Origin of the sequence: Paenarthrobacter sp. NEAU-H11 (assembly GCF_050573415.1) — a bacterium.
Taxonomy (GTDB): Bacteria; Actinomycetota; Actinomycetes; order Actinomycetales; family Micrococcaceae; genus Arthrobacter.
The window spans coordinates 1-19,744 of record NZ_JBNZGA010000018.1; the positions used below are offsets into that span (position 1 = coordinate 1).

General features: G+C 65.7%; 14 protein-coding genes. All 14 read right to left on the bottom strand.

Features of this window, described 5'->3' with window-relative positions:
• On the bottom strand, window positions 1–2,078 hold a 2,078-nt coding region (locus tag ACQ3DC_RS18075; protein ID WP_430752868.1), incomplete at its 3' end, for an Ig-like domain-containing protein.
• A gap of 63 nt (window positions 2,079–2,141) precedes the next feature.
• Window positions 2,142–3,134, bottom strand: coding sequence for a glycosyltransferase family 2 protein (locus ACQ3DC_RS18080; protein WP_321214817.1), 993 nt, complete (start codon window positions 3,132–3,134; stop codon window positions 2,142–2,144).
• Between the two features lies 1 nt (window position 3,135).
• Window positions 3,136–3,999 (bottom strand): glycosyltransferase family 2 protein, encoded by an 864-nt coding sequence (locus tag ACQ3DC_RS18085; protein ID WP_430752869.1) that lies wholly within the window; start codon window positions 3,997–3,999, stop codon window positions 3,136–3,138.
• A gap of 288 nt (window positions 4,000–4,287) precedes the next feature.
• Complete coding sequence (locus ACQ3DC_RS18090; RefSeq protein WP_430752870.1) at window positions 4,288–5,598, bottom strand: M18 family aminopeptidase; 1,311 nt, start codon at window positions 5,596–5,598, stop codon at window positions 4,288–4,290.
• A gap of 10 nt (window positions 5,599–5,608) precedes the next feature.
• Window positions 5,609–7,027 carry an amino acid permease gene (locus ACQ3DC_RS18095; protein ID WP_421092601.1) on the bottom strand — a complete coding sequence of 473 codons (1,419 nt, stop codon included), beginning with the start codon at window positions 7,025–7,027 and terminating at the stop codon, window positions 5,609–5,611.
• A gap of 271 nt (window positions 7,028–7,298) precedes the next feature.
• Window positions 7,299–8,192 carry an ABC transporter permease gene (locus ACQ3DC_RS18100; protein ID WP_323058134.1) on the bottom strand — a complete coding sequence of 298 codons (894 nt, stop codon included), beginning with the start codon at window positions 8,190–8,192 and terminating at the stop codon, window positions 7,299–7,301.
• Window positions 8,192–9,115: an ABC transporter ATP-binding protein gene (locus ACQ3DC_RS18105; RefSeq protein WP_157240182.1), complete on the bottom strand. Its 924-nt coding sequence runs from the start codon at window positions 9,113–9,115 to the stop codon at window positions 8,192–8,194. Before ACQ3DC_RS18105 ends, ACQ3DC_RS18100 begins: the two co-directional genes overlap by 1 nt.
• 155 nt (window positions 9,116–9,270) lie before the next feature.
• Entirely contained in the window at window positions 9,271–10,767 is a 1,497-nt protein-coding gene (locus tag ACQ3DC_RS18110; protein WP_321214821.1) for a bifunctional phosphatase PAP2/diacylglycerol kinase family protein, read from the bottom strand.
• Between the two features lie 55 nt (window positions 10,768–10,822).
• Window positions 10,823–12,016 (bottom strand): MFS transporter, encoded by a 1,194-nt coding sequence (locus tag ACQ3DC_RS18115; protein ID WP_430752871.1) that lies wholly within the window; start codon window positions 12,014–12,016, stop codon window positions 10,823–10,825.
• Window positions 12,013–12,783, bottom strand: coding sequence for a DeoR/GlpR family DNA-binding transcription regulator (locus ACQ3DC_RS18120; protein WP_430752872.1), 771 nt, complete (start codon window positions 12,781–12,783; stop codon window positions 12,013–12,015). Before ACQ3DC_RS18120 ends, ACQ3DC_RS18115 begins: the two co-directional genes overlap by 4 nt.
• A gap of 133 nt (window positions 12,784–12,916) precedes the next feature.
• Window positions 12,917–14,599: an ATP-binding cassette domain-containing protein gene (locus tag ACQ3DC_RS18125; protein WP_430752873.1), complete on the bottom strand. Its 1,683-nt coding sequence runs from the start codon at window positions 14,597–14,599 to the stop codon at window positions 12,917–12,919.
• A 45-nt stretch (window positions 14,600–14,644) separates the two neighbouring features.
• Window positions 14,645–16,633 carry a penicillin-binding transpeptidase domain-containing protein gene (locus ACQ3DC_RS18130; RefSeq protein WP_430752874.1) on the bottom strand — a complete coding sequence of 663 codons (1,989 nt, stop codon included), beginning with the start codon at window positions 16,631–16,633 and terminating at the stop codon, window positions 14,645–14,647.
• Window positions 16,634–16,702: 69 nt separating this feature from the next.
• Window positions 16,703–18,151: a phytoene desaturase family protein gene (locus tag ACQ3DC_RS18135; protein WP_430752875.1), complete on the bottom strand. Its 1,449-nt coding sequence runs from the start codon at window positions 18,149–18,151 to the stop codon at window positions 16,703–16,705.
• Window positions 18,144–19,610, bottom strand: coding sequence for a glycosyltransferase family 87 protein (locus ACQ3DC_RS18140; protein WP_430752876.1), 1,467 nt, complete (start codon window positions 19,608–19,610; stop codon window positions 18,144–18,146). Before ACQ3DC_RS18140 ends, ACQ3DC_RS18135 begins: the two co-directional genes overlap by 8 nt.
• Window positions 19,611–19,744: the final 134 nt, after the last annotated feature.

The window sequence follows — 19,744 nt, forward strand, 5'->3', positions numbered from 1 at the left end:
CCGCCCGCGGCAGCCGTGGTGAAGGACCAGGTCTTGTCCTGCGCCAACGCGTTACCGGCAACATCCTTCACGCCACCGGAGCCGCCCTTGATCGTCGCCGTGTACGTCGTACCCGCCTTCAGGTCAGCGTTCGGGTTCAACGTCGCAACGTTGCCCGTATACGACACAACCGCGGACACAGGCGTCGCATTTGGCGGAACCGGCGCCGTCCCCTCGTACAACTCGAACGTGCTCGACGTGACCGTCGAGGCATCCATCGCCTCCGAGAACGTCCCCGTCGCGTTCGCCGTCACTGCCACACCGGTCGCACCATCAGCCGGAGACGTACCCGTCACCGTCGGAGCCGTCGTATCGCCGCCGCCCGCGGCAGCCGTGGTGAAGGACCAGGTCTTGTCCTGCGCCAACGCGTTACCGGCAACATCCTTCACGCCACCGGAGCCGCCCTTGATCGTCGCCGTGTACGTCGTACCCGCCTTCAGGTCAGCGTTCGGGTTCAACGTCGCAACGTTGCCCGTATACGACACAACCGCGGACACAGGCGTCGCATTTGGCGGAACCGGCGCCGTCCCCTCGTACAACTCGAACGTGCTCGACGTGACCGTCGAGGCATCCATCGCCTCCGAGAACGTCCCCGTCGCGTTCGCCGTCACCGCCACACCGGTCGCACCAGCGGCCGGAGACGTACCCGTCACCGTCGGAGCCGTCGTATCAGCGCCACTGCTGGGATCGTAGAAGTGCCAGTACCGGCTTGTTGCGTTGACGTCGGCGAGCACCAGCAGACCGCTTTTCGCCGTGCCCCGCGCCGCACTGTTGAGGTTCTGTTTCGTTGACGTCACGTTGTGGACATACTGGTCGGCGTCCACGATGCGGGCTGTCTTCGCTGCTGTGAAGTCGATCTTGTTTAGCGGCGTTGACTTCTCGTAGATCGCGCCCCCGGAGGTGGTGCAGACGCCCGCGTTCGTCGTGCCGTTCGGCTTCGGATACGTGGCGAAGGTGCGCAGCATCTGCGTGCTCTCGTCAATCAGGACGATCACCCGGTTCGGGCACTCTGACACCGGCGCGATCGTGTGGTGCGACCACGTCGTACCGCTCAATTCCAGGAGCTGGATCAACGGCTGGGGCGCCGACGTGAACGACGTCTTGACGGCGGCGAAAACCCGGTCGCCCGAGGAGTCCAGCCACTTCAAGTTCATATGGTCATCAGCGCTGCGCTGCCCCGAAACCGCCGCCACAGGAGTGCTCCATCCGGTGTTCGGGGCTCCGCTTGCACTGTCAGCACGGTAGCTCCAGTACATGCCGTCTGTGGCGTCACCGACCTGCCGGCTCCACATCAGCCCCATCTTGCCGGGTCCGAATGCGATCAGAGCCGATGTGTCGTCCACAGACACATTGCTTAGAGACGCAGGATGCTGGAACGGCGTTCCCCAGGTCTTGCCATCTGTGCCAGTGGCGTTCAGATAGATCTTGTTCCCCTGCTGCCACGTGGCCCACACCCGACCAGTCGAGTCCTTATCGATGGTCAGGACCTCAACTTTGTAGTTGTTGATCTGTGTGGAACTCAGCAGCGAGTAAGTCTTCGTACTTGAGTTGTAGCTGTAACGCCGCATCAAAGTCGGGAAGTTGGCCTCAGCAGGCAGACCGTCGTTGACGAACATGTGGCTCGCCACATACAACGTCGTCCCGTCCCACAACACGTCATGATGGGTGTTCGCCCGCGTCTCCGTCGCCACGCCCGTATTGACCCACGAGCCCGTCGCGGCATTGAGCCTGAAGATATGGAAATCCGAGCTGGCGGTGTCCCACAGGTTTCCCCACCAGAGCCCGTCGTTGAACCACAATGCACTCTCCGCCCGCTTCGTGCCCGTCGGCGTGCCCGTCCCCGAATGTGACGGACCCTCTACCCCGACATCACCCGCAGCAGCCGACGCCGCAACCGGGGCTACCAGGGCACCCACCGCAACCAGCAGTGCTGTCAGCAGTGCAAAGAGCCGCAGATTCCGCGAAGCGGGTGGACCGAAGCCAGCTACATCGGAGGAATCGTGCACGACCGCGCCTCCGCGCGCAAAACAGTGGTTCATTTCTTCATCCCTCCGACTCATTCGCGCTGTGAAATTCTGACGGTTCCGCTTTCACGCTTTCACTCACTGGACGTCCCTCCAGGCTGCCTCTATGCCAGCCGTGCTTCCCACGCGGGGCGTAACGTGGGCCAAGCGCCGGCCGCGCAGGTAGCCTGCGGCGGTGAAGGCCAGAACCGAAAGCACGGCACCGGCCCGTCCGAGTCCTCCCGGATCCCCGTTTCTGCCCCAGTCATAAAGCCCGGAAACAACGGCGCGTGGCAGGACCCTACGCACATACCGCCTTTCGGGTCCGAGCGCCCTTTTGTGGCCGACCACCTGGCTCACCTGGGCCTTTGACAGGCCTTCAGACCATGACCGGGACAGCATGTAGCGGAACGTGCCCCTGTTGGCCGGGACATGGTGGCGCACCACTGCGGCCGGTTCGTACACAATTCGGGAACCAGGCGAGCCCATCTTTGAGCGAATGCAGATCTCTGTTTCCTCGCATCCCAGGGGAATGGCACCCTGGCGGCCTAAAGCAAGGTTAAAACCCCCCACCTGGCGGAGTACCTCAAGCCGGAATGACATGTTTGCGCCAATAACGTTCCTGACCTCGCAGGCAACCCGTGGCATCCCCAGGTGGCTGCATCCAACGATCCAGTCCAGCTCCTCGCCGAAATAGCCGGGGCGGCCGGTTTCCCAAATAGGCTCCACCCGGCCACCGACGGCAAGGACGTCAGGATCGTCGTACATGGCCAGCAAAAGCTCAAGCCAGTTCGGTGCCGCTTCGGCGTCATCATCCAGGAAGGCGACGATGTCCGTATCAGCCAGGCCTACGCCGGTGTTGCGTGCCCCGGACAGACCCTGCGGCCCCGTGTTCTGGACGACCGTGACGTCATCAACCACCGAAAGAAGGCGTTCATAAAGATCAATGTTGTGGTCGATTACCAGGAGCACCTCCTGCGGACTGACGGTCTGTGCCCTGACGGATTCGATGACATCCAGCAGGTTCGCCCAGCGGTCCTCGGTGTAAGTGCAGATGACGACAGTGACGGTGGGCCTGCGAAAAGTCGTCATCTCAGGCTGCTTCCCGTAAAGAAAGGAGGCTCTGGGGGTCGGTGGGGGTCCGGGGGAAACTAACGTTTGCATATGCGTATTTGACGCGTCGCAGAGCCTCAGGACGGGCGCCGGCCGTGGGCGCCTCCCACAAGGCACACTCTCGGGCCATTGTCCCCAGCACACGCCAGCCGTCCCGGAACGTCTGCAGGTTCGAAGCCCCCGAGATGCGCTCCAGTTCGATACTCGGCACTTCTGCGATCCGAAGCCCCGCTTTGGCTGCCCTGACGATCAACTCCGTCTCAATCTCAAACCCGTCGGATTCAAGCTGGAGGACTTCCAGGCATTCACGCCTGAAGGCAATGTAGCCGTAGCAGAGATCCGAATAATTGCTGTGCAGCACCGCATTCGCCAAGGCCGTCAGTGCCCGGTTGCCCGTGCGCCGCAGCCAGGTGAGGTCCTCGGACCCGCCTCCGGTTACGTGCCGGGAACCTTTGACAAAGTCATAGTCGTGCTGGAGGGGGGCAACGAACCAGCCGATTTCCTGGGGGTCCATGCTGCCGTCGGCATCGAGCATGACGATGATGTCGCCGGCGGCTGCGGCGAATCCTGACCGGAGGGCTACGCCCTTTCCCTTGCGTTTTTCCTCCACGATCACGACATCCTCGCGGAGGGCCCGAGCAACCCCCACTGTGTTGTCCTGGGATCGGCCGTCCACGATCACTACCTCGTCCACGTACGAGGGCATTCGACGAAGCACCCAAGGCAGGTTCTTCGCCTCATTCAGTGTCGGGATTACTACGCTTACTGACGCTCTCGCTATCGACAACGTTGGCTCGGATAGCGTGTACGGAAGCTGGGTGGAAATGGACAAATGCCTCACCACTTCATGACATCGACGGAAACTGGACAATGCCGCACTCAGCTTGAAGCAAGTGCGCCACTAGCGCTTTATCCGGTCAAGGTCTTGTCTCTGGCCCCAGCAACTCATTAGCCAAGGACTCTGCCCGTGACGAAGAGCCTACTTTTGGTCCACCCGGGTATCACCAGTAGTGAGTACTCGCTTTTGTGTGGCCATCTTTCGGCCGATCAGTAAGTAACGGGGTTAACGAATGGTGAATTCGTTAGGTATAGGGGTTGTCCATCCCGTGAATGTTAATAGGTAGGGGGTTGGTTAAAGAGCCGTTCTGAAGAACACTTCCGTCACCGCGGCCAGCCGCCTGGGGTCCTCCACGCCGCACATCTCGCGCGCGGAGTGCATGGAAAGCAACGGCACGCCCACGTCGACGGTCCGGATGCCCAGCCGGGTAGCCGTCAACGGCCCGATGGTGGAGCCGCAGGGGATCGCGTTGTTGGATACGAATTCCTGGTACGGCACCCCGGCCTCCGCGCAGAGCCGGGCCCACAAAGCCGCGCCGGGCGCATCCGTGGCGTAGCGCTGGTTGGCATTGATCTTCAGCAGCGGGCCGCCGTTGAGCACGGGGTGGTTGGCGGGGTCGTGCCGCTCCGGATAGTTGGGGTGCACGGCGTGACCGGCATCGGCGGACACACAGGACGACGACGCCAGCGCCTGCCGCCGCTGGCTCACCGTGGCGCCGAGGCCGTCAGAGATCCGCACCAGGACGTCTTCAAGGACGGGTCCGCAGGCACCCGAGCGGGAGTTGGAGCCGATCTCCTCGTGGTCGAACGCCGCCAGGACAGCGATGGGCGCGCCAGCGCCGTCGCCGGCGGGCGCGGAGGCATGCGCGATCAGCGCGGCGAGCCCCGCGTGCGTTGACGAAAGGTTGTCGAGCCGCCCGGAGGCGAAGAACTCACTGTTGCCCCCGAAAAGAGAGGGGGCCTGCGTGTCCGCAATGACGACGTCGTACCCGCCTATCTGCCCCGGATCGACGGATGCGCCGGCAACCGACGCCGCCAGCACGCCCAGCAGGTCGGAGTCTGAAGGATTTCCCAGCCCCCACACGGGATTCATGTGCCGCTGCTTGTCCAGGGTGAACCCGTCGTTGACTGCCCGGTCCAGGTGGATGGCCAACTGCGGGAACCGGAGCATGGGCCCGGTGGCTGCCAAATGCTCGGTCCCGTCCAGCATCACCAGGCGGCCGGCCAGCTGCAGCTCACGGTCAAGCCACGAGTTCAGCAGCGGCCCGCCGTAGATCTCCACACCGGCCTGGAGCCAGCCGTGGGCGCCGGTGGTGGCCTTGGGCTTGAGCTTGAAGGTGGGCGAATCGGTGTGTGCGCCCAGGATATTGAACCCGGTGGCCGGTCCGGCGTCTTCGGGGACCACCCACGCGATCAGGGCGCCGTCGCGGATGATGAAGAAGGAACCGGGCCCGGCCTCCCACGGCTGCAGCTCATCCAGGCGGGTGAACCCGGCTTCCTCCAGTCGCCGGCCGCCCTCATGCGCAGCATGGAAGCTCGACGGCGATGCGCTGACGTAGGCGCCAAGGTCCTGGATGTGGTCTGCAGCAGAGGGAGGCAAAGGCATGGTCCCGAGTCTAGCGCCGGGCCTCCTCGACAGGTGCCGGCTCAGCCTCGGTTGCCACGTCCGGCTGGCCCGCGGTGGCCAGGCCCTTCCGACGGTAGCGCAGCACGCCCACCGCCACCACAACGGCGGCCAGCGCAATCGAAAGCAGCAGGGATTCCCGGGTGGACTCCACGATCACCATGCCGATCAGCAGGGCCACGATGCTGATGATCGCTGCCCACGTGAGGTAGGGGAAAAGCCACATCTTCAGCTGCAGGTCCTTTGCTGCGGCTCCCATGCGCCTGCGGAGGACCAGCTGCGAGGCGGAGATGACCAGCCAGACGAACAGCGCGATGGCTCCGGAGGTGTTGACCAGGAAGAGGAACACCGTGTCCGGGGCAATGTAGTTCAGGCCCACCGTGATGAAGCCGACCACGGTGGAGGCGAGGACCGCGGCAGCGGGAACGCCCCGGCGGGAGATGCGGGTCCATGCCCGGGGTGCGTCACCGCGGGTGGAGAGTGAGAACAGCATGCGGCTGGCGGTGTAGAGCCCGGAATTCAGGCAGGACAGCACAGAGGTCAGCACCACGACGTCCATGATGGTTCCGGCGCCCGGGATGCCGAACAGTTCAATGACCGCCACGTAGGGGCTCTTGGCCACGGAGGCGGAGTTCCATGGAAGCAGGGTGACCACCACGGCGATGGAGCCGATGTAGAAGACCAGGATGCGCCATACGGTGGACTTCACGGCCTTCTTCACGGCGTCCACGGGGTTTTCGGATTCACCGGCGGCAATGGTGGCGATCTCGGCGCCGAAGAAGGAAAAGACCACCACGAGGATTCCAGCCAGGACAGCACCCGGACCGTTGGGCATGAAGCCGCCGTTGTTGATCAGGTTGCTCAGGCCGGGAGCCGGGACACCGGGGATGAGCCCCAGGATGGCGGCGGCGCCGAAGACCAGGAAGAGGACGATCGCCGCCACCTTGATGGACGCGAACCAGAACTCGAACTCGCCGAAGGACTTCACCGAGCCCAGGTTGGTGAGCGTCAGCAGCACCATGAGGACCAGGGCCCAAACCCACTGGTCAATGCCCGGCACCCAGCGGTGCATGATGGCTGCGCCTGCGGTGGCTTCGATGCCCAGGACGATGATCCAGAACCACGCGTAGAGCCAGCCGATGCTGAAACCTGCCCACCGGCCCAGTGCCTTGTCCGCATAGGTGGAGAATGAGCCCGTTTCCGGGTTTGCCGCGGCCATCTCCCCCAGCATGCGCATTACCAGGATGACCACCAGGCCCGCGGCAGCATACGCGACGAGGATACCGGGGCCGGCCTGTTGGATGGCGGCACCCGAGCCGACGAAGAGGCCTGCACCAATGACGCCGGCGATGGCGATCATGGACAGGTGCCTGGGTTTCAGGGACTTTGACAGTTGCTGGTCAGCATGCATGGAAGTGCCGTCCTGTTGGGAAATAGCATGGGTTGAGCGATACGCCTTGGTGGTCCACCGGGGGACCGTGTGATGCACCACATCGTCGTTTCACCCTAGGTCGGCCATTGTGCACCTTGCTTTGTGCACTCCAACAGATCTTATTGCTTCCAACAGGACGTGCCTCCAAGCAGGAACCATCAGGGGCAAACAAAGTTTCCTGCCATGCACTTTTGTAATGTGCCGGAAACCACGCGCTGTCCCTGTCTTCGGGGTGAGCATTGGTTGGCCGCTACACGTCCCGCCGCTTCAGCAGGACTGCAGCGAGCAGGACGGGGATGACAACCCACGCGCCAAGGACCAGTGCCGCCTGCCAGGCTTCCAGGGTGTCGGGAACATGCTGGGCGGCCGTCAGGGGCTCAACGGTGTTGCCAGGCAGGTACTTGCGGGCCTCCTTGAAGAAGTCCCCGGGAATGAGCTGGAAGGCAATGGGTGCCACGAAGAAGATGCCCACCAGGCTCATGATGCCGCCGGCGGAATTCCTGATCAGCGTGCCCAGGGCCGTGCCGATGGCGGCCACGGCGGCCACATAGATGCTGTTGACCAGCAGGAGCTTCACCGACTGGGAACTGCCAAGGTCCAGCGTGAGGGCGTAGTTGTCCAGGATGGGCACAGCCACCAGCCCTGCCACCCAGGTGGATACGGCGGTAACCACGAACGACGTCACCATGACCACCACGAGCTTTGCAGCGAACGCGGGAAGCCGCCTGGGCACGGCCGCGAAGGTGGACCGCGCCATTCCGGTGGTGAATTCCGAGCTCATCAGGAGCACACCGAGGGAACCAAGGATCAGCTGGGCGAAGGCGATGCCGGAGGTTGGCACGCTGACCGCCAGGTCGCCGCCCTGGGATGCCATCCGCGCCGCAGCCTGCGGATCCCTTGTGGCCGCGTCAGCGAACTGGCCCGTCCCCCATGCGGACAGCGCGCCGAACCCGACCATGACCACCGCGGTGGAAGCGAGCAGGATCAGCGTGGAAAGGAGGCTGCGGAACTTGATGACTTCCGAGTTGAGCACCCGGAAGAACGTGGGGCCGGGCAGGGACCGTCCGCCGGCGCGGACGTTGCGGCCTCCGGCGGGCGATGAGGGGTCAGGCGAAGACGTTGGTTCAGTGGTGGTTACGCTCATTACTTGCTTACCTCCGCGGCGGGCAGGGAGTGGTATTCGACGTCGTCCTTGGTCAGTTCCATGTACGCCTCCTCGAGGCTGGCGACGAGCGGCGTGAGTTCGTAGACCATGACCTGGTTTTCCAGGGCGGCGGCCGCGATGGTCCTGGGCTCGAGGCCCGTTACTTCGAGCAGTTCCCGCTCCGGGACGTCGATGGACGCGCCCCGGCCGGCGAGCAGCTGGGAGAGACGGTCGGGTTCATCGGTGCGCACCCGGACCCGCGCCTGCCCCTTGCCGGTGATGATGTCACGGATGGGTGCGTCGGCAATCACGCGGCCGCGCCCAATGACAATCAGGTGGTCGGCGGTCTGCGCCATCTCACTCATCAGGTGGCTCGAAAGGAACACCGTGCGTCCCTGCCCTGCGAGGTAGCGGACCAGGTTCCGCACCCAGACCACGCCCTCCGGGTCCAGGCCGTTGACAGGTTCGTCCAGGATGAGGGTCTGCGGATCCCCCAGCAAGGCTGCCGCTATGCCCAGCCGCTGGCCCATCCCCAAGGAGAAGCCACCGGCCTTCTTCCGTGCCACGGCGTCCAGTCCCGTCATCTCAATAACCTCGTGTACCCGGGTTTTGGGAATGCTGTGCGTCGCTGCCATGGCCAGCAGGTGGTTGTAGGCGCTGCGGCTGGTGTGGACCGCCTTGGCATCGAGCAGCGCCCCCACTTCACGGAGGGGTGCCTTGTGCTGGACGTAGGGCAGGCCGTTCACGGTGACCGATCCCGACGTCGGCCGGTCAAGCCCCATGATCATTCTCATGGTGGTCGACTTCCCGGCTCCGTTGGGGCCCAGGAAGCCGGTAACGCGGCCTGCCTGGACTGTGAAGCTGACCCTGTCGACGGCGGTTTTGTCGCCGTAGACCTTGGTCAGCCCTGTTGCCTCAATCATGGATGTTCCTTAGGACGGCAGCTGTGCACTGCGGGATGCGCTTCAGAAGACTGGTAGGCACCACGCTACCCACGGCACGGCTGGATTTCGCCCGTCTCAGGGATGATTCAGGGGCAGATCAGGGTAGTCCCGTTGGATGACCGGCCCAGGAATGACTAGGGGTGGGGAGAGTAGTAGGCAAGCGCCTGGGGCCGGACGGTGTACTCCGCGCTGCGCACGCCGGCCAGCGCTTCGCCGTCCACTGCCAGGGCCATGGGTGACCCGCCTGCGTCGATTCGCAACCGTGTGCCTTCCGACAGGTGGGTGATGCGCGAGGTTGCGACGGTACCGGTCAGCACTGCCCACAGCAGCCGCAGCCGGGCGAAGGACTCGTCCGCCGTGATCATGCGGACGTCCAGGACGCCGTCATCCATCACGGGCCGGAGCAGGGGCGCGTGGTCCCGCGGATAGTATCGGCCCCGCCCCACATAGGCGATCCACACTTTATGCCGCCTCCCGTCGACAGTCAGGGTGGTGGGAGTGCCGGCGGCGAACGTGCGGAACATTGCCACCACGCCGGCCAGCGGTTTTCCAAGGGCGGGCTGCAGCTGCTCTCGGCGCCGGACAAAGTTCGGGTACAGGCCCACGCTGGACGTGTTCAGCATGGTCAGCTGCGCCGTTTCCGGATTGCCGGCGAGGCCTCTTTCAACGGTGACGATCCCGACGTCGGCCATGGCGGCCTCGCCCCTCGACGCCGCGGCGACGGCCTCCTTGAGGCTCCCGGTTCCGGCGTCCCGGGCGAAGTGGTTCAGCGTCCCGCCAGGGAGGACAAGCAGGGGGAGGGATCTTTCGACGGCGGCAGCGGCGGCCGCTCCAACCGTGCCGTCCCCGCCCCACACACCGAGCGCCCGGGTGCCGGGGTACTCCGCTGTTTTCCGGATCTCCTCGACCAGGTTCTCCTCCGGATGGACGGTGTTTATATGCGCTTCAGGGAATACTTCCTGCAGCGCCGCGGCTGTCTCCTCGGTGAAGGATCCGCCCAGGGTGTTCACTACGATGCTCAGCCCTTGGCCGCCCGGCAGTTCCGGCGCCTCAGTCCAGGTACGTCCAACCTGGGGAAAGGGCGGCCGCACCGGCCACCAGTGTCGGGTCACGAGTGCAGCCCCGGCGCCAAGCGCAGAGCCGAAAAGGACATCGGAGGGCCAGTGGGCTCCGGTGTGTATGCGTGAGTACGCCACCCCTGCAGCTACGGGAGCCAGCACTGCGCCAACGGCGGGCCGGACCAGTCCTGCCCCTACGGCAAACGCGACCGCCGACGCCGAGTGTCCGGACGGCATGGACGAGCTCGTGGGCTGGGGGTGGACGAACCGGAACACCGGAAGGTGCTCCGGCAGCGGCCGGGTTCGGGGGAGCAAGGTCTTGAAGATGCCGTTCGTGACGGCGGATGCCACAGCCTGGGCTATGAGTCCATGCAGTGCCGCCCGGCGCGTCCGCCCCGGGAAGGCCGCCATCACCGCCGCGGCGCCCATCCAGAGCTTGCCGTGGTTGGCGGAGGCGGAGAGGCGCCGGAAGAAGTCGTCGTGGTTTCCGCCAGGGAGGTCCGAAATATGCCTCAGCAGGTATCTATCAAGCCGACTGATCCAACGATGGCTTCGGCGCCAGTTGCTCTGCATCCATTCACCCTATCGCGCTGCTGCACGCGGGTCCGCGGCACGCGCTGGAAGTTTACTACTCCGCCTTGAGGGGTTTGGCTGCCCCCGCAAGGAGCAGGGCCAGGAGGATCGGCGCAAGGATGGCCAGGAGCGCGAGGTGGATGCCGGTGAGGTCGCCGAGGTACCCCAGCAGGGGAGGTCCTGCCAGGAACGAGATATAGCCAAGGGTTGATACGACGGACACCCTGGCTGCAGCATGTCTCGGATCATCCGCCGCCGCCGACATCCCCATGGGGAAGGCCAGCGCGGCCCCAACACCCCACAATGCCGCCCCCACGGCCGCAAGCCAAACGTTTCCGGCGAGCACAAAGAGGCACAGCCCCAATGCTGCAGCACCCATGCTGGCCCGCAGCACGGCAGTCCGCCCGTACTTGTCGATGACCCGGCCGCCGAGGAACCGCATGGCCGTCATCGCCAGGACGAAGAGGGCAAACATCAAGGCACCGGTGGACTCGGAGGTGCCCAGCCCGTCCACGGAGGCTTTCGCAATCCAGTCATTGCCCGCGCCCTCCGTCAGCGTGGCTCCCAGGACCACCACGCCGATGAGCAGGGTCCGGCTGTCACGCCATGCTGACGGGCCCTTTGCGGGCTTCGGTTCACCGTCCGGGGTGGACGTTGAGATGTGCGGAAGGAAGTAGCGGGGCGCGGTCAGCGTCACCAGAACCACGATGCCGGCGATGACCAGCAGGTGCAGGGGAAGGCCGATGCCGAGGTTGGAAAGGCCGGCGCCGATCAGGGCGCCCACAAAGGCGCCGCCGCTGAATGCCGCGTGGAACTGGGGCATGATGGTGCGCCGCAGTTTATGCTCGACGTCGGCACCTTCAATGTTCTGGGACACGTCCCACAGGCCGATGGCTATGCCGAAGAAGAACAGCGCGATTGCCGTGCCGGGGAGCGATGCCACGGAGAGCGACAAGGCGATGCCCACCCCCGCGAGGGCGGCCAGGAGCCCGCCAAACCGTACCGTGTTGGCGGTTCCGATCTTGCCCACCACCAGTCCCGCGGCGGGCAGTGCCAGCAGTGATCCCACGGCGGTGCACAGCAGCAGCGTGCCCATCTGCCCGGAGGTGATGGCCAGGATCTCCGTGACGGCAGGGATCCTGGCGGCCCAGCTGGCGAAGACAAGGCCGTTGATGCCAAAGACCACGAAGGTGGCGGCCGCGGCAGCCTTTAGTCCGGAGTCCTCCGAGGTACGGATATTGATGCTCATACAGTCACTACTTCCAGGGAACCTTGGTCGAGTTGTGCGCGCTCGTCGGCGCTGAATTTCTTGTCTGTCACCAGGACGTCCACCCGTTCCAGTCCGGAGACCAGCGCCCTCGCCTGCGCATCCCATTTGGATGCGGAGGCGGCCACCACCACGCGTCCGGCGGATTCCAGGCCAGCGCGTTTCACGGCTGCGTCATCGATGTCGTGGGCCAGGAGGCCGTCCTTGAGGTCCACCGCGCAGGGTGTTATGACGGCCGTGTCAAAGCGCAGGGAGCGGATATTGGATTCAGCCATGGGGCCGCGGAAGCTCAGCTCGCCCGGGACCAGGCTGCCGCCGGGCAGCAGCAAGGCAGGGCAGGTACCTGCGGCGTCGGCACCGGCGAGGACGTTGAGGGACCGGAGTGACATCGGCATGATGGTCAGCTCCCTCGCGGACAAGGCGCGGGCAACCTCCGTGGCGGTGCTGCCGCTGTCCAGCCAGACATGTTCACGGTCAACCAGCAGGCCCGCCACGGCGGCTGCGATGCGCTTCTTGGAGTCCCGGTCCTCCAGCTCGCGCTGGCCGTAACCTGGATTTTCGCCGCGCACAATGAGGCTGCGCGCTCCGCCGTGGACCCGGCGGAGAACGCCGTTCGCTGCCAGGATCTCAAGGTCACGCCGGATCGTCGCCCCCGATGCGTCGCAGGCAACCGTCAGCTCCTCCACTGTTACCTCGTGGCGCCGCCTGAGCATTTCGGCAATGGTGCGATGCCGATCATCCGTCTTCATGATCAAATGATAGCAACTTCTGATCATTTGATCATCAGACGCTCTCTCACTTAATGCGGGAAATTTCCCATCGCTCTCTCACCGGTGAGAGAGCGATGGCAAAAAAGCCGCAGAAAGTGAGAGAGCGTCGGGGTCAGCGGGCACGCTCCACGCGTTTCTCGTCCCACACCGGTTCTGCCGACTCGTACACCTTGCCGTCGGAGCCGAACACCAGGAACCTGTCGAAGGTCCGGGCAAACCAGCGGTCGTGCGTCACGGCGAGGACGGTGCCTTCGAAGTGGTCGATGGCCCGCTCCAGTGCCTCCGCGGAGTGCAGGTCCAGGTTGTCCGTGGGTTCGTCCAGGAGCAGCAGAGTCGCACCGCTCAACTGCAGCAGGAGGATCTGGAACCGCGCCTGCTGGCCGCCGGAGAGTGACTCGTACTTCTGTTCCGACTGTCCTGCCAGGCCGTAGCCGTCCAGCGCCCCGGCCGCTGCCTCGCGGCCCAGGCCGGAGCGGTGCTCGTCTCCGCGGTGCAGGATTTCCAGTAGCGTCTTGCCCAGGAGGTCCGGCCGGACATGGGTCTGGGCAAAGAACCCGGGGCGGATGCGGGCTCCAAGTTTGACCGTGCCCTCGTGCGGCACTTCGGCGATTTCCACGTCGGAGACGGGCAGGTGCTCGCGCTCCGGATCGGTGCCGCCGGTGGCGAGCAGCCGTAGGAAGTGCGATTTTCCTGAACCGTTGGATCCGAGGACGCCCACCCGGTCACCGAACCACACTTCGGTGGAGAACGGCTTCATTAAGCCTGTCAGTTCCAGTGTCTCGGCAACGATGGCACGCTTGGCGGTTCGTCCGCCCTTGAGCCGCATCTGGACGTTCTGCTCGATCGGCAGTGCCTCGGGCGGGCCGATCTCCAGGAACTTTGCCAGGCGGGTCTGTGCTGCGTGGTACCGGTTGGCCATGTCGGAGCGGAAGGCTGCCTTGTTCTTGTACATGTTGACGAGTTCCTTGAGCTTGATGTGCTCCTCGTCCCAGCGCTTGCGCAGTTCCTCGAAACGGGCATTCCGGTCCGCCCGTGCCTCCACGTACGAGCCGAAACCGCCGCCGTGGATCCAGGCGCCGGCGCCGTTGATGCCGGGTTCCAGCGTCACGATGCGTCCCGCGGCGTTGTTCAGCAGTTCACGGTCGTGGCTGATGAAGAAGACCGTCTTTTTGGATTCGTTCAGTTTGTCCTCGAGCCAGCGCTTGCCGGGAACGTCCAGGTAGTTGTCCGGTTCGTCGAGCAGCAGCAGGTCGTCGGGGCCGGCAAAGAGGGCTTCAAGCACCAGGCGCTTCTGCTCGCCGCCGGAAAGGCTCGACGCCGGGCGGTGCTGCGCGCGGTCAAAGGGAAGTCCCAGCGCGGCCATGCAGACCTCGTCCCAGACTGTCTCAACGTCATACCCGCCCGCGTCACCCCAATCGACAATGGCCTGGGCGTAGCGCATCTGGCTGGGCTCGTCGTCGTTCTCCACCATGGCGAGCTCCGCATCGTCCACCTCGCGCGCCGCTGCGGCCAGGGCCGGCGGAGCTGCGGACACCAGGAGGTCGCGGACCGTGGAGCCGTCCCGGACCTGGCCCACGAACTGGCGCATGATGCCCATGGATCCGGAGCGGCCGATCACGCCTTCATCCGGCAGCAAATCCCCGGCAATAATCCGGAAAAGGGTGGTCTTGCCGGTGCCGTTGGGGCCGATCAGGGCAGTCTTGGTGCCGTCCGGAACCTTGAAGGTCACTCCGTTGAGCAGCTGCGTGCCATCGGAGAGGAAGTAATCGATACCGGAAACGTCAATATGGGCCACGTGTTCCATCCTCCCACGGCAGGCCCGGCGGGTTCTTTCCCCGCGTCACCCGGCGGCGGTGAGGAACTCCTTCAGCAGCGGTCCCGAGGTGGTCGCGCCCAACCCGCCATCCTCCACGAAGACGGCCACGGCCAGGTCGCCGTGGACAGCCACGATCCAGGCATGCGTCTTCGGGGGATTCTCGTTGCCGAATTCCGCCGTGCCGGTCTTGGCCCCTACCGGAGCGCCGGGAACGCTCGAAAGGAAGCCGGCATGCCCGGAGGTGACCACGGCACGCATCATGTCCGCCAAGGAGGCGGCCTCCGCTGCCGTGATCGGCTCGCCTGAGGCCGTCACAGGAGCCTCAGCCGTTGCAGTGGCCGAAGGCTGGGCGGCGGGTGCCGTGGAACCGCTCGTTGTCCCGGCCGATGGGGCGCCGCCGTCGGGATTCACCACCAGCTGGGGCGAGACGGGGGCACCCTTAGCCACGGAGCCGGCCATCATGGCCGCTGCCAACGGCGAGAGCAGCACCTTTCCCTGGCCAATCATGGAGGCGGCGTGTTCCGTCCCGGCCGCCTCGCCCGGAACGGAACCGAGGAACGCTCCGGCCCCCAGTGAAGGTGCTTCGACGGCGATGCCCATGGCCAGGGCGGCTGCCTCGAGCTGTCCCTGCGACACGGTGTCCCTGGCGGCGATGAACGCCGTGTTGCACGAGTGCGCGAAAGCGTCGCGCAGGCTAACGGAGCCGAGGGAGCCCTCCGGGTAGCCTTCGGCGTTCTTGAAGGTCCGCCCGTCCACTGTCAGCGTGGGTGTGCATTCAACCTTGGAGTCAGGGGTCAAGCCGTTGCGGAACATCGCCAGGGAGTCCACCATCTTGAAGATCGATCCGGGCGCGTACTGGCCCAGCATGGCGGTGTTGTAGCCGTTGCTTCCCGGGCCCGATGCCACGGCCAGGACGGCGCCGCTGGAAGGGCGCAGCGCCACGATGGCGGAGGCCGGAGCGACGCCTTGCAGGGTGCTTTCGGCCAGCGACTGCAGCCTCGGGTCGATCGTTGTCTTCAGCGGCGTTCCCGGCGTGGGCGCCACTTCGAAGAGCACCCGCCGGGGGTCTGTTGCCGCCGATTGGATCTGTTCGCGGGTCAGGTCCGCGCGCTGGGCACGGATCACGACGGCGTCCGTCCCCCGGAGCTGTTCGTCGTACTGCTGCTGCAGCCCGCCGATGCCGGTCGTGTCCCCCGCGGTCAGCGCGCCGCCAGAGGCGTCAATCTGCTCGGCGGTGGCCTCGCCGACCGTACCGAGGACGGCACGCGCGAAGGTCCGGCTGGGCGCCAGGGGCACCGAGGCGGGAATGGCGCGGGCACCGGGAATGGCGGCAATCTGCTCGTCGGTGATGGTCCGGCCCTCTTCCCGCAGGGTGATCGCGGAAACGAAGGCTTCGGCGCCGGAGGCCTGCACCTGCTGGACATAGCCGGCGGCGTCAACGCCGACGAGGGCGGCGAGCCTGGCGGCCGAGTCTGCGGGATCGGCACCCACCAGCTGGGGCTTGTCGATACCGACGTTCACCACCGGCCTGTACGTGACCAGCGGGACATCACCGGCTCCGAGGATGTCCGCACGCTGCGGGGACTGGGAGCCCTTGGACAGGATCTCGCTGTCGGCGAGGCCGGGTGCCAGCGTGGCGGGGTCCCAGACCGCCAGCCACTTGTCCCCGGACTTCCTGAACTTTGCCTGGACTGTGTACTTCCACTCCGCCTCACCGAATTTCCACGTGTAGTCCAGGGGCGCGGAGGCATTGTCACCGTCAAGGGTTACTTCACCCGGTTCAACCGCCGGCTTCTGTGGGTCCAGTGCCGCAAACACGCTTCTCAGCTGGTCATTGGCAGCTGCCGCGTCTTTGCCCTCAAAGGCCACGGTCCCCACGTCCAGTGACGAAAGGCCTGCGGCGAACTGTTGTACTGCCGTTTCGGCCCCGCTCCTGCCGTCGTCGCAGGCCGCCAGCGACGTTCCCAGAATCAGCACAGCGACGGCCACAGAAAGTTTTGTTGATTTCCCCATCCGGCCATTATCACCCGTTGTGCCCGGGGCAATTGGCCATTCAGCGGCCCTTCGCAGGCGGTCCGCGTCCTAGGGCGTGTTCAGGCCCAGCGCTGGAACGGGCAGTTGGAATATGTCCTTTAGCGCATGCGTTGCCGCGTGGAGGCCGGGCATGCCCGTAACCCCAGGGCCGGGCGGCGTGGAGGAGGAGCAAAGGTAGACGCCCCGGAGCGGGGTTCGCCACGGATGCCGCGACACCACCGGCCGCTGGACCAGCCCGCGGAGGTCCATGGTCCCGGCACTGAAGTCCCCGCCGATGTAATTCCGGTTGTACTCTGCCAGCTGCGCCGCGGTAACCACGTTCGTGTCCAGCACCAGGTCCCGGAATCCGGGGGCAAACCGTTCCAGCTGGGCGGTGATGGCCCCGGCCATGCCCTTGGTTGAACCGGCAGGAACGTGGCAATAGGTCCACAGCGTGTGGCGTCCGGCGGGAGCCCGGCCGGGATCGAAGCGCGAAGGCTGGGCCACCAGCACATACGGCCGCTCGGGGTGTCGGCCCGCGCTGACCTCGTTTTCCGCATGCGCGAGTTCGGCCCTGGTACCGCCCACGTGGACTGTTCCGGCGTCTGCCAGTTCCGCAGCTGTCCACGGCACGGGGCCGGAAAGAATGAAGTCCACCTTGCACGAGCCATTCCCGTAGCGGAAGGACTCCAGCGCTTTGCGGTACCGGTGGGGAAGGGAATCCCCGGCCATGTCTGCCAGTCCCCGCGGCGCTACATCAAGCAGGGTGGCCCGGGCGGCCGGGAGGTCCTGCAGCCGGTTTATCGGGGCGTTCGTGTGGAGGACCCCGCCGTGTGCCCTGATGTCCTCCGCCAGGGCGGCGGCAATGGCGGCGGAACCACCCAGGGGAATGGGCCACCCTTCAGCATGGCCCAGCGCCCCCAGCATCAGTCCCGCCCCGGACGCGGCCAGTGACGGCAGGTGGGACACGGCGTGGGCGGCGACGCCGCTGAGGAGGGCAGGGGCAAGTTCTTCGCGGAACCGGGTGTTCCACAATCCCGAGCCCTGTTCCAGGGTCCGCAGGCCGAAGATGCCCGCAGCGACGGGATTCCGGGGGACACGGAAGAGCTGGTTCTGCGTGAAGTCCATGACGTCGTCGACGGTGCGGACCAAGGGTCCCATGAGGCGCCGGTAGGCGGCACCGTCCCGCCCGAGTCCCGCTGCCGTCCGGTCTAGGGACCGGTAGGCAAGGGCGGACCGGCCGCCGTCCAGGGGAGAGCCGTAGGACAGCACGGGAGTCACGAGTTGCACCCGCCGGGACAGCTCGAAGGCGCGGAAGAAGGGCGATGCCAGGGCCATGGGATGGACGGCCGAACAGACATCGTGGAAGTGTCCCGGCTGCATGAGTTCCGCAGTGCGCGTCCCGCCGCCGATTTCGGCCGCAGCCTCGAAAACCTCGACGGAGAGCCCTGCCCGCGCCATCACCGCTGCGGCCGCCAGTCCGTTGGGTCCGGCGCCCACTACCGCAACATCAGGCATCGGATGCGGCCTTCCGCCGGGCGCCCGGGTCCGCCGGGGTGCGCAGGTTCAGACGGAACCGGTCCGGGGCGCCGGTGAAGGGTCCGCCGTGGGGATCGTCCAGATGGTGCCGCCGGACGGGATCGTAGGTGGGGTCGTAGATGTCCCACGTCACCCGGGCCATCAGGTAGGCGACGGACACCATGTGCGCCGCCACGGCCAGGACGTAGTAGGGCATATCCAAGTTGTGCTGGGAGGATCCCGCGCTGGTCACCTGTCCAAGGTACATCCACACAGCGGCCCAATGCAGGCCCTCGATGCCCTGCCAGACCAGGAAGTCCCGCCACCGCGGCCTGGCCAGCGCGAGCAGCGGAATCAGCCAGACAACATACTGCGGTGAGTAGACCTTACTGGTGAGGATGAACGCCGCCACTATCAGGAACGCCAGTTGGGCCAGGCGCGGGCGGCGTGGCGCCGTGAAGGCAATGAGTGCGATCAGGGCGCAGGCCGCAGCAAACAGGCCGAAGGACAGGAGGTTCACCGCGTCGGCGCCCAGCTCCTGGCCCCTCAACCTGTTCAGCAGCAGGTTGTAGGCAAACCACGGTGAGCCGTACCCGGCGCCGCGGTCGGCTGAGTACTGGAAGAAGTAGGCCCACCCGGAGGGATTTGCGACGGCGAACGGCAGGTTGACTGCCAACCACGCGGCCCCGGCGGCCCCCGCCGTCGTGAGCAGGGGCCGGAAGCGGCCGGTCCGCAGGGCGAGGAGGAGCATTGCGCCCAGGATGAGCAGCGGATACAGCTTCACAGCCGTGGCCAACCCGACGAAGACTCCGGCAAGCACCAGGCGTTCCCGCGAAAAAAAATACATTCCCACGGCAAGCAGTGCCACCGCCCAGAGATCCCAATTAATGGTGCCGGCCAGGACGATGCCCGGCGCCAGCGCCACCATGGCCGCATCCCAAGGGCGGCGGCTGGTCATCCGGGCCGTAGCCAGGACGGCAACCACCGTGGCTGCGGCCAGAAGCGCAACATTGATGTCGAAATAGGCGAGGATCCGGGCGTTCGTCACTCCGGTACCGGGAACCAGCCACGCCGTTACCCCCGCGATCAGGGCGGTGAGGACCGGGTACTCAAACTGGCTTCCACTGGCCACAATGGGAAACTGTCCCTCCGCGAGCCCGCGGTTCCGGAAGAGTTCCGGGAAGTCGGAGTAGCAGGTGGCGTAAAACTGGGTGGGGGATTCCCAACCGTTGGCTCGGCAGTAGCCCTTGAGCAAGGTGCCTGCGAGTGCCGCCAGCACCGTCAGCAGGATCAGTACCCGCTCCACAGTGAAGATGCCGGGGGAGACAACGCCCGGAGCGGCCCGGACTCCAAGGGGGCCGCCCACCACTTCCGTGAAGTTCCTCAGCAGGACATCGCTCCGGCTGGGAACCACCAGGCGCAACCTTTCTTGGTGCTCCGGCGGCTGGGACTCCTGCATGGCTTGAGCTTACCGCCGCAGCGGCCGGGTACCGGGGCCACCCGCGAGCTGGAGCCCACGCGTCGCCGCGTGGGCTCCAGCCAGAAGGTGGCTCACGTCCATTCGGCCTCCTCGCTGATGGCCGGCACCCTTCC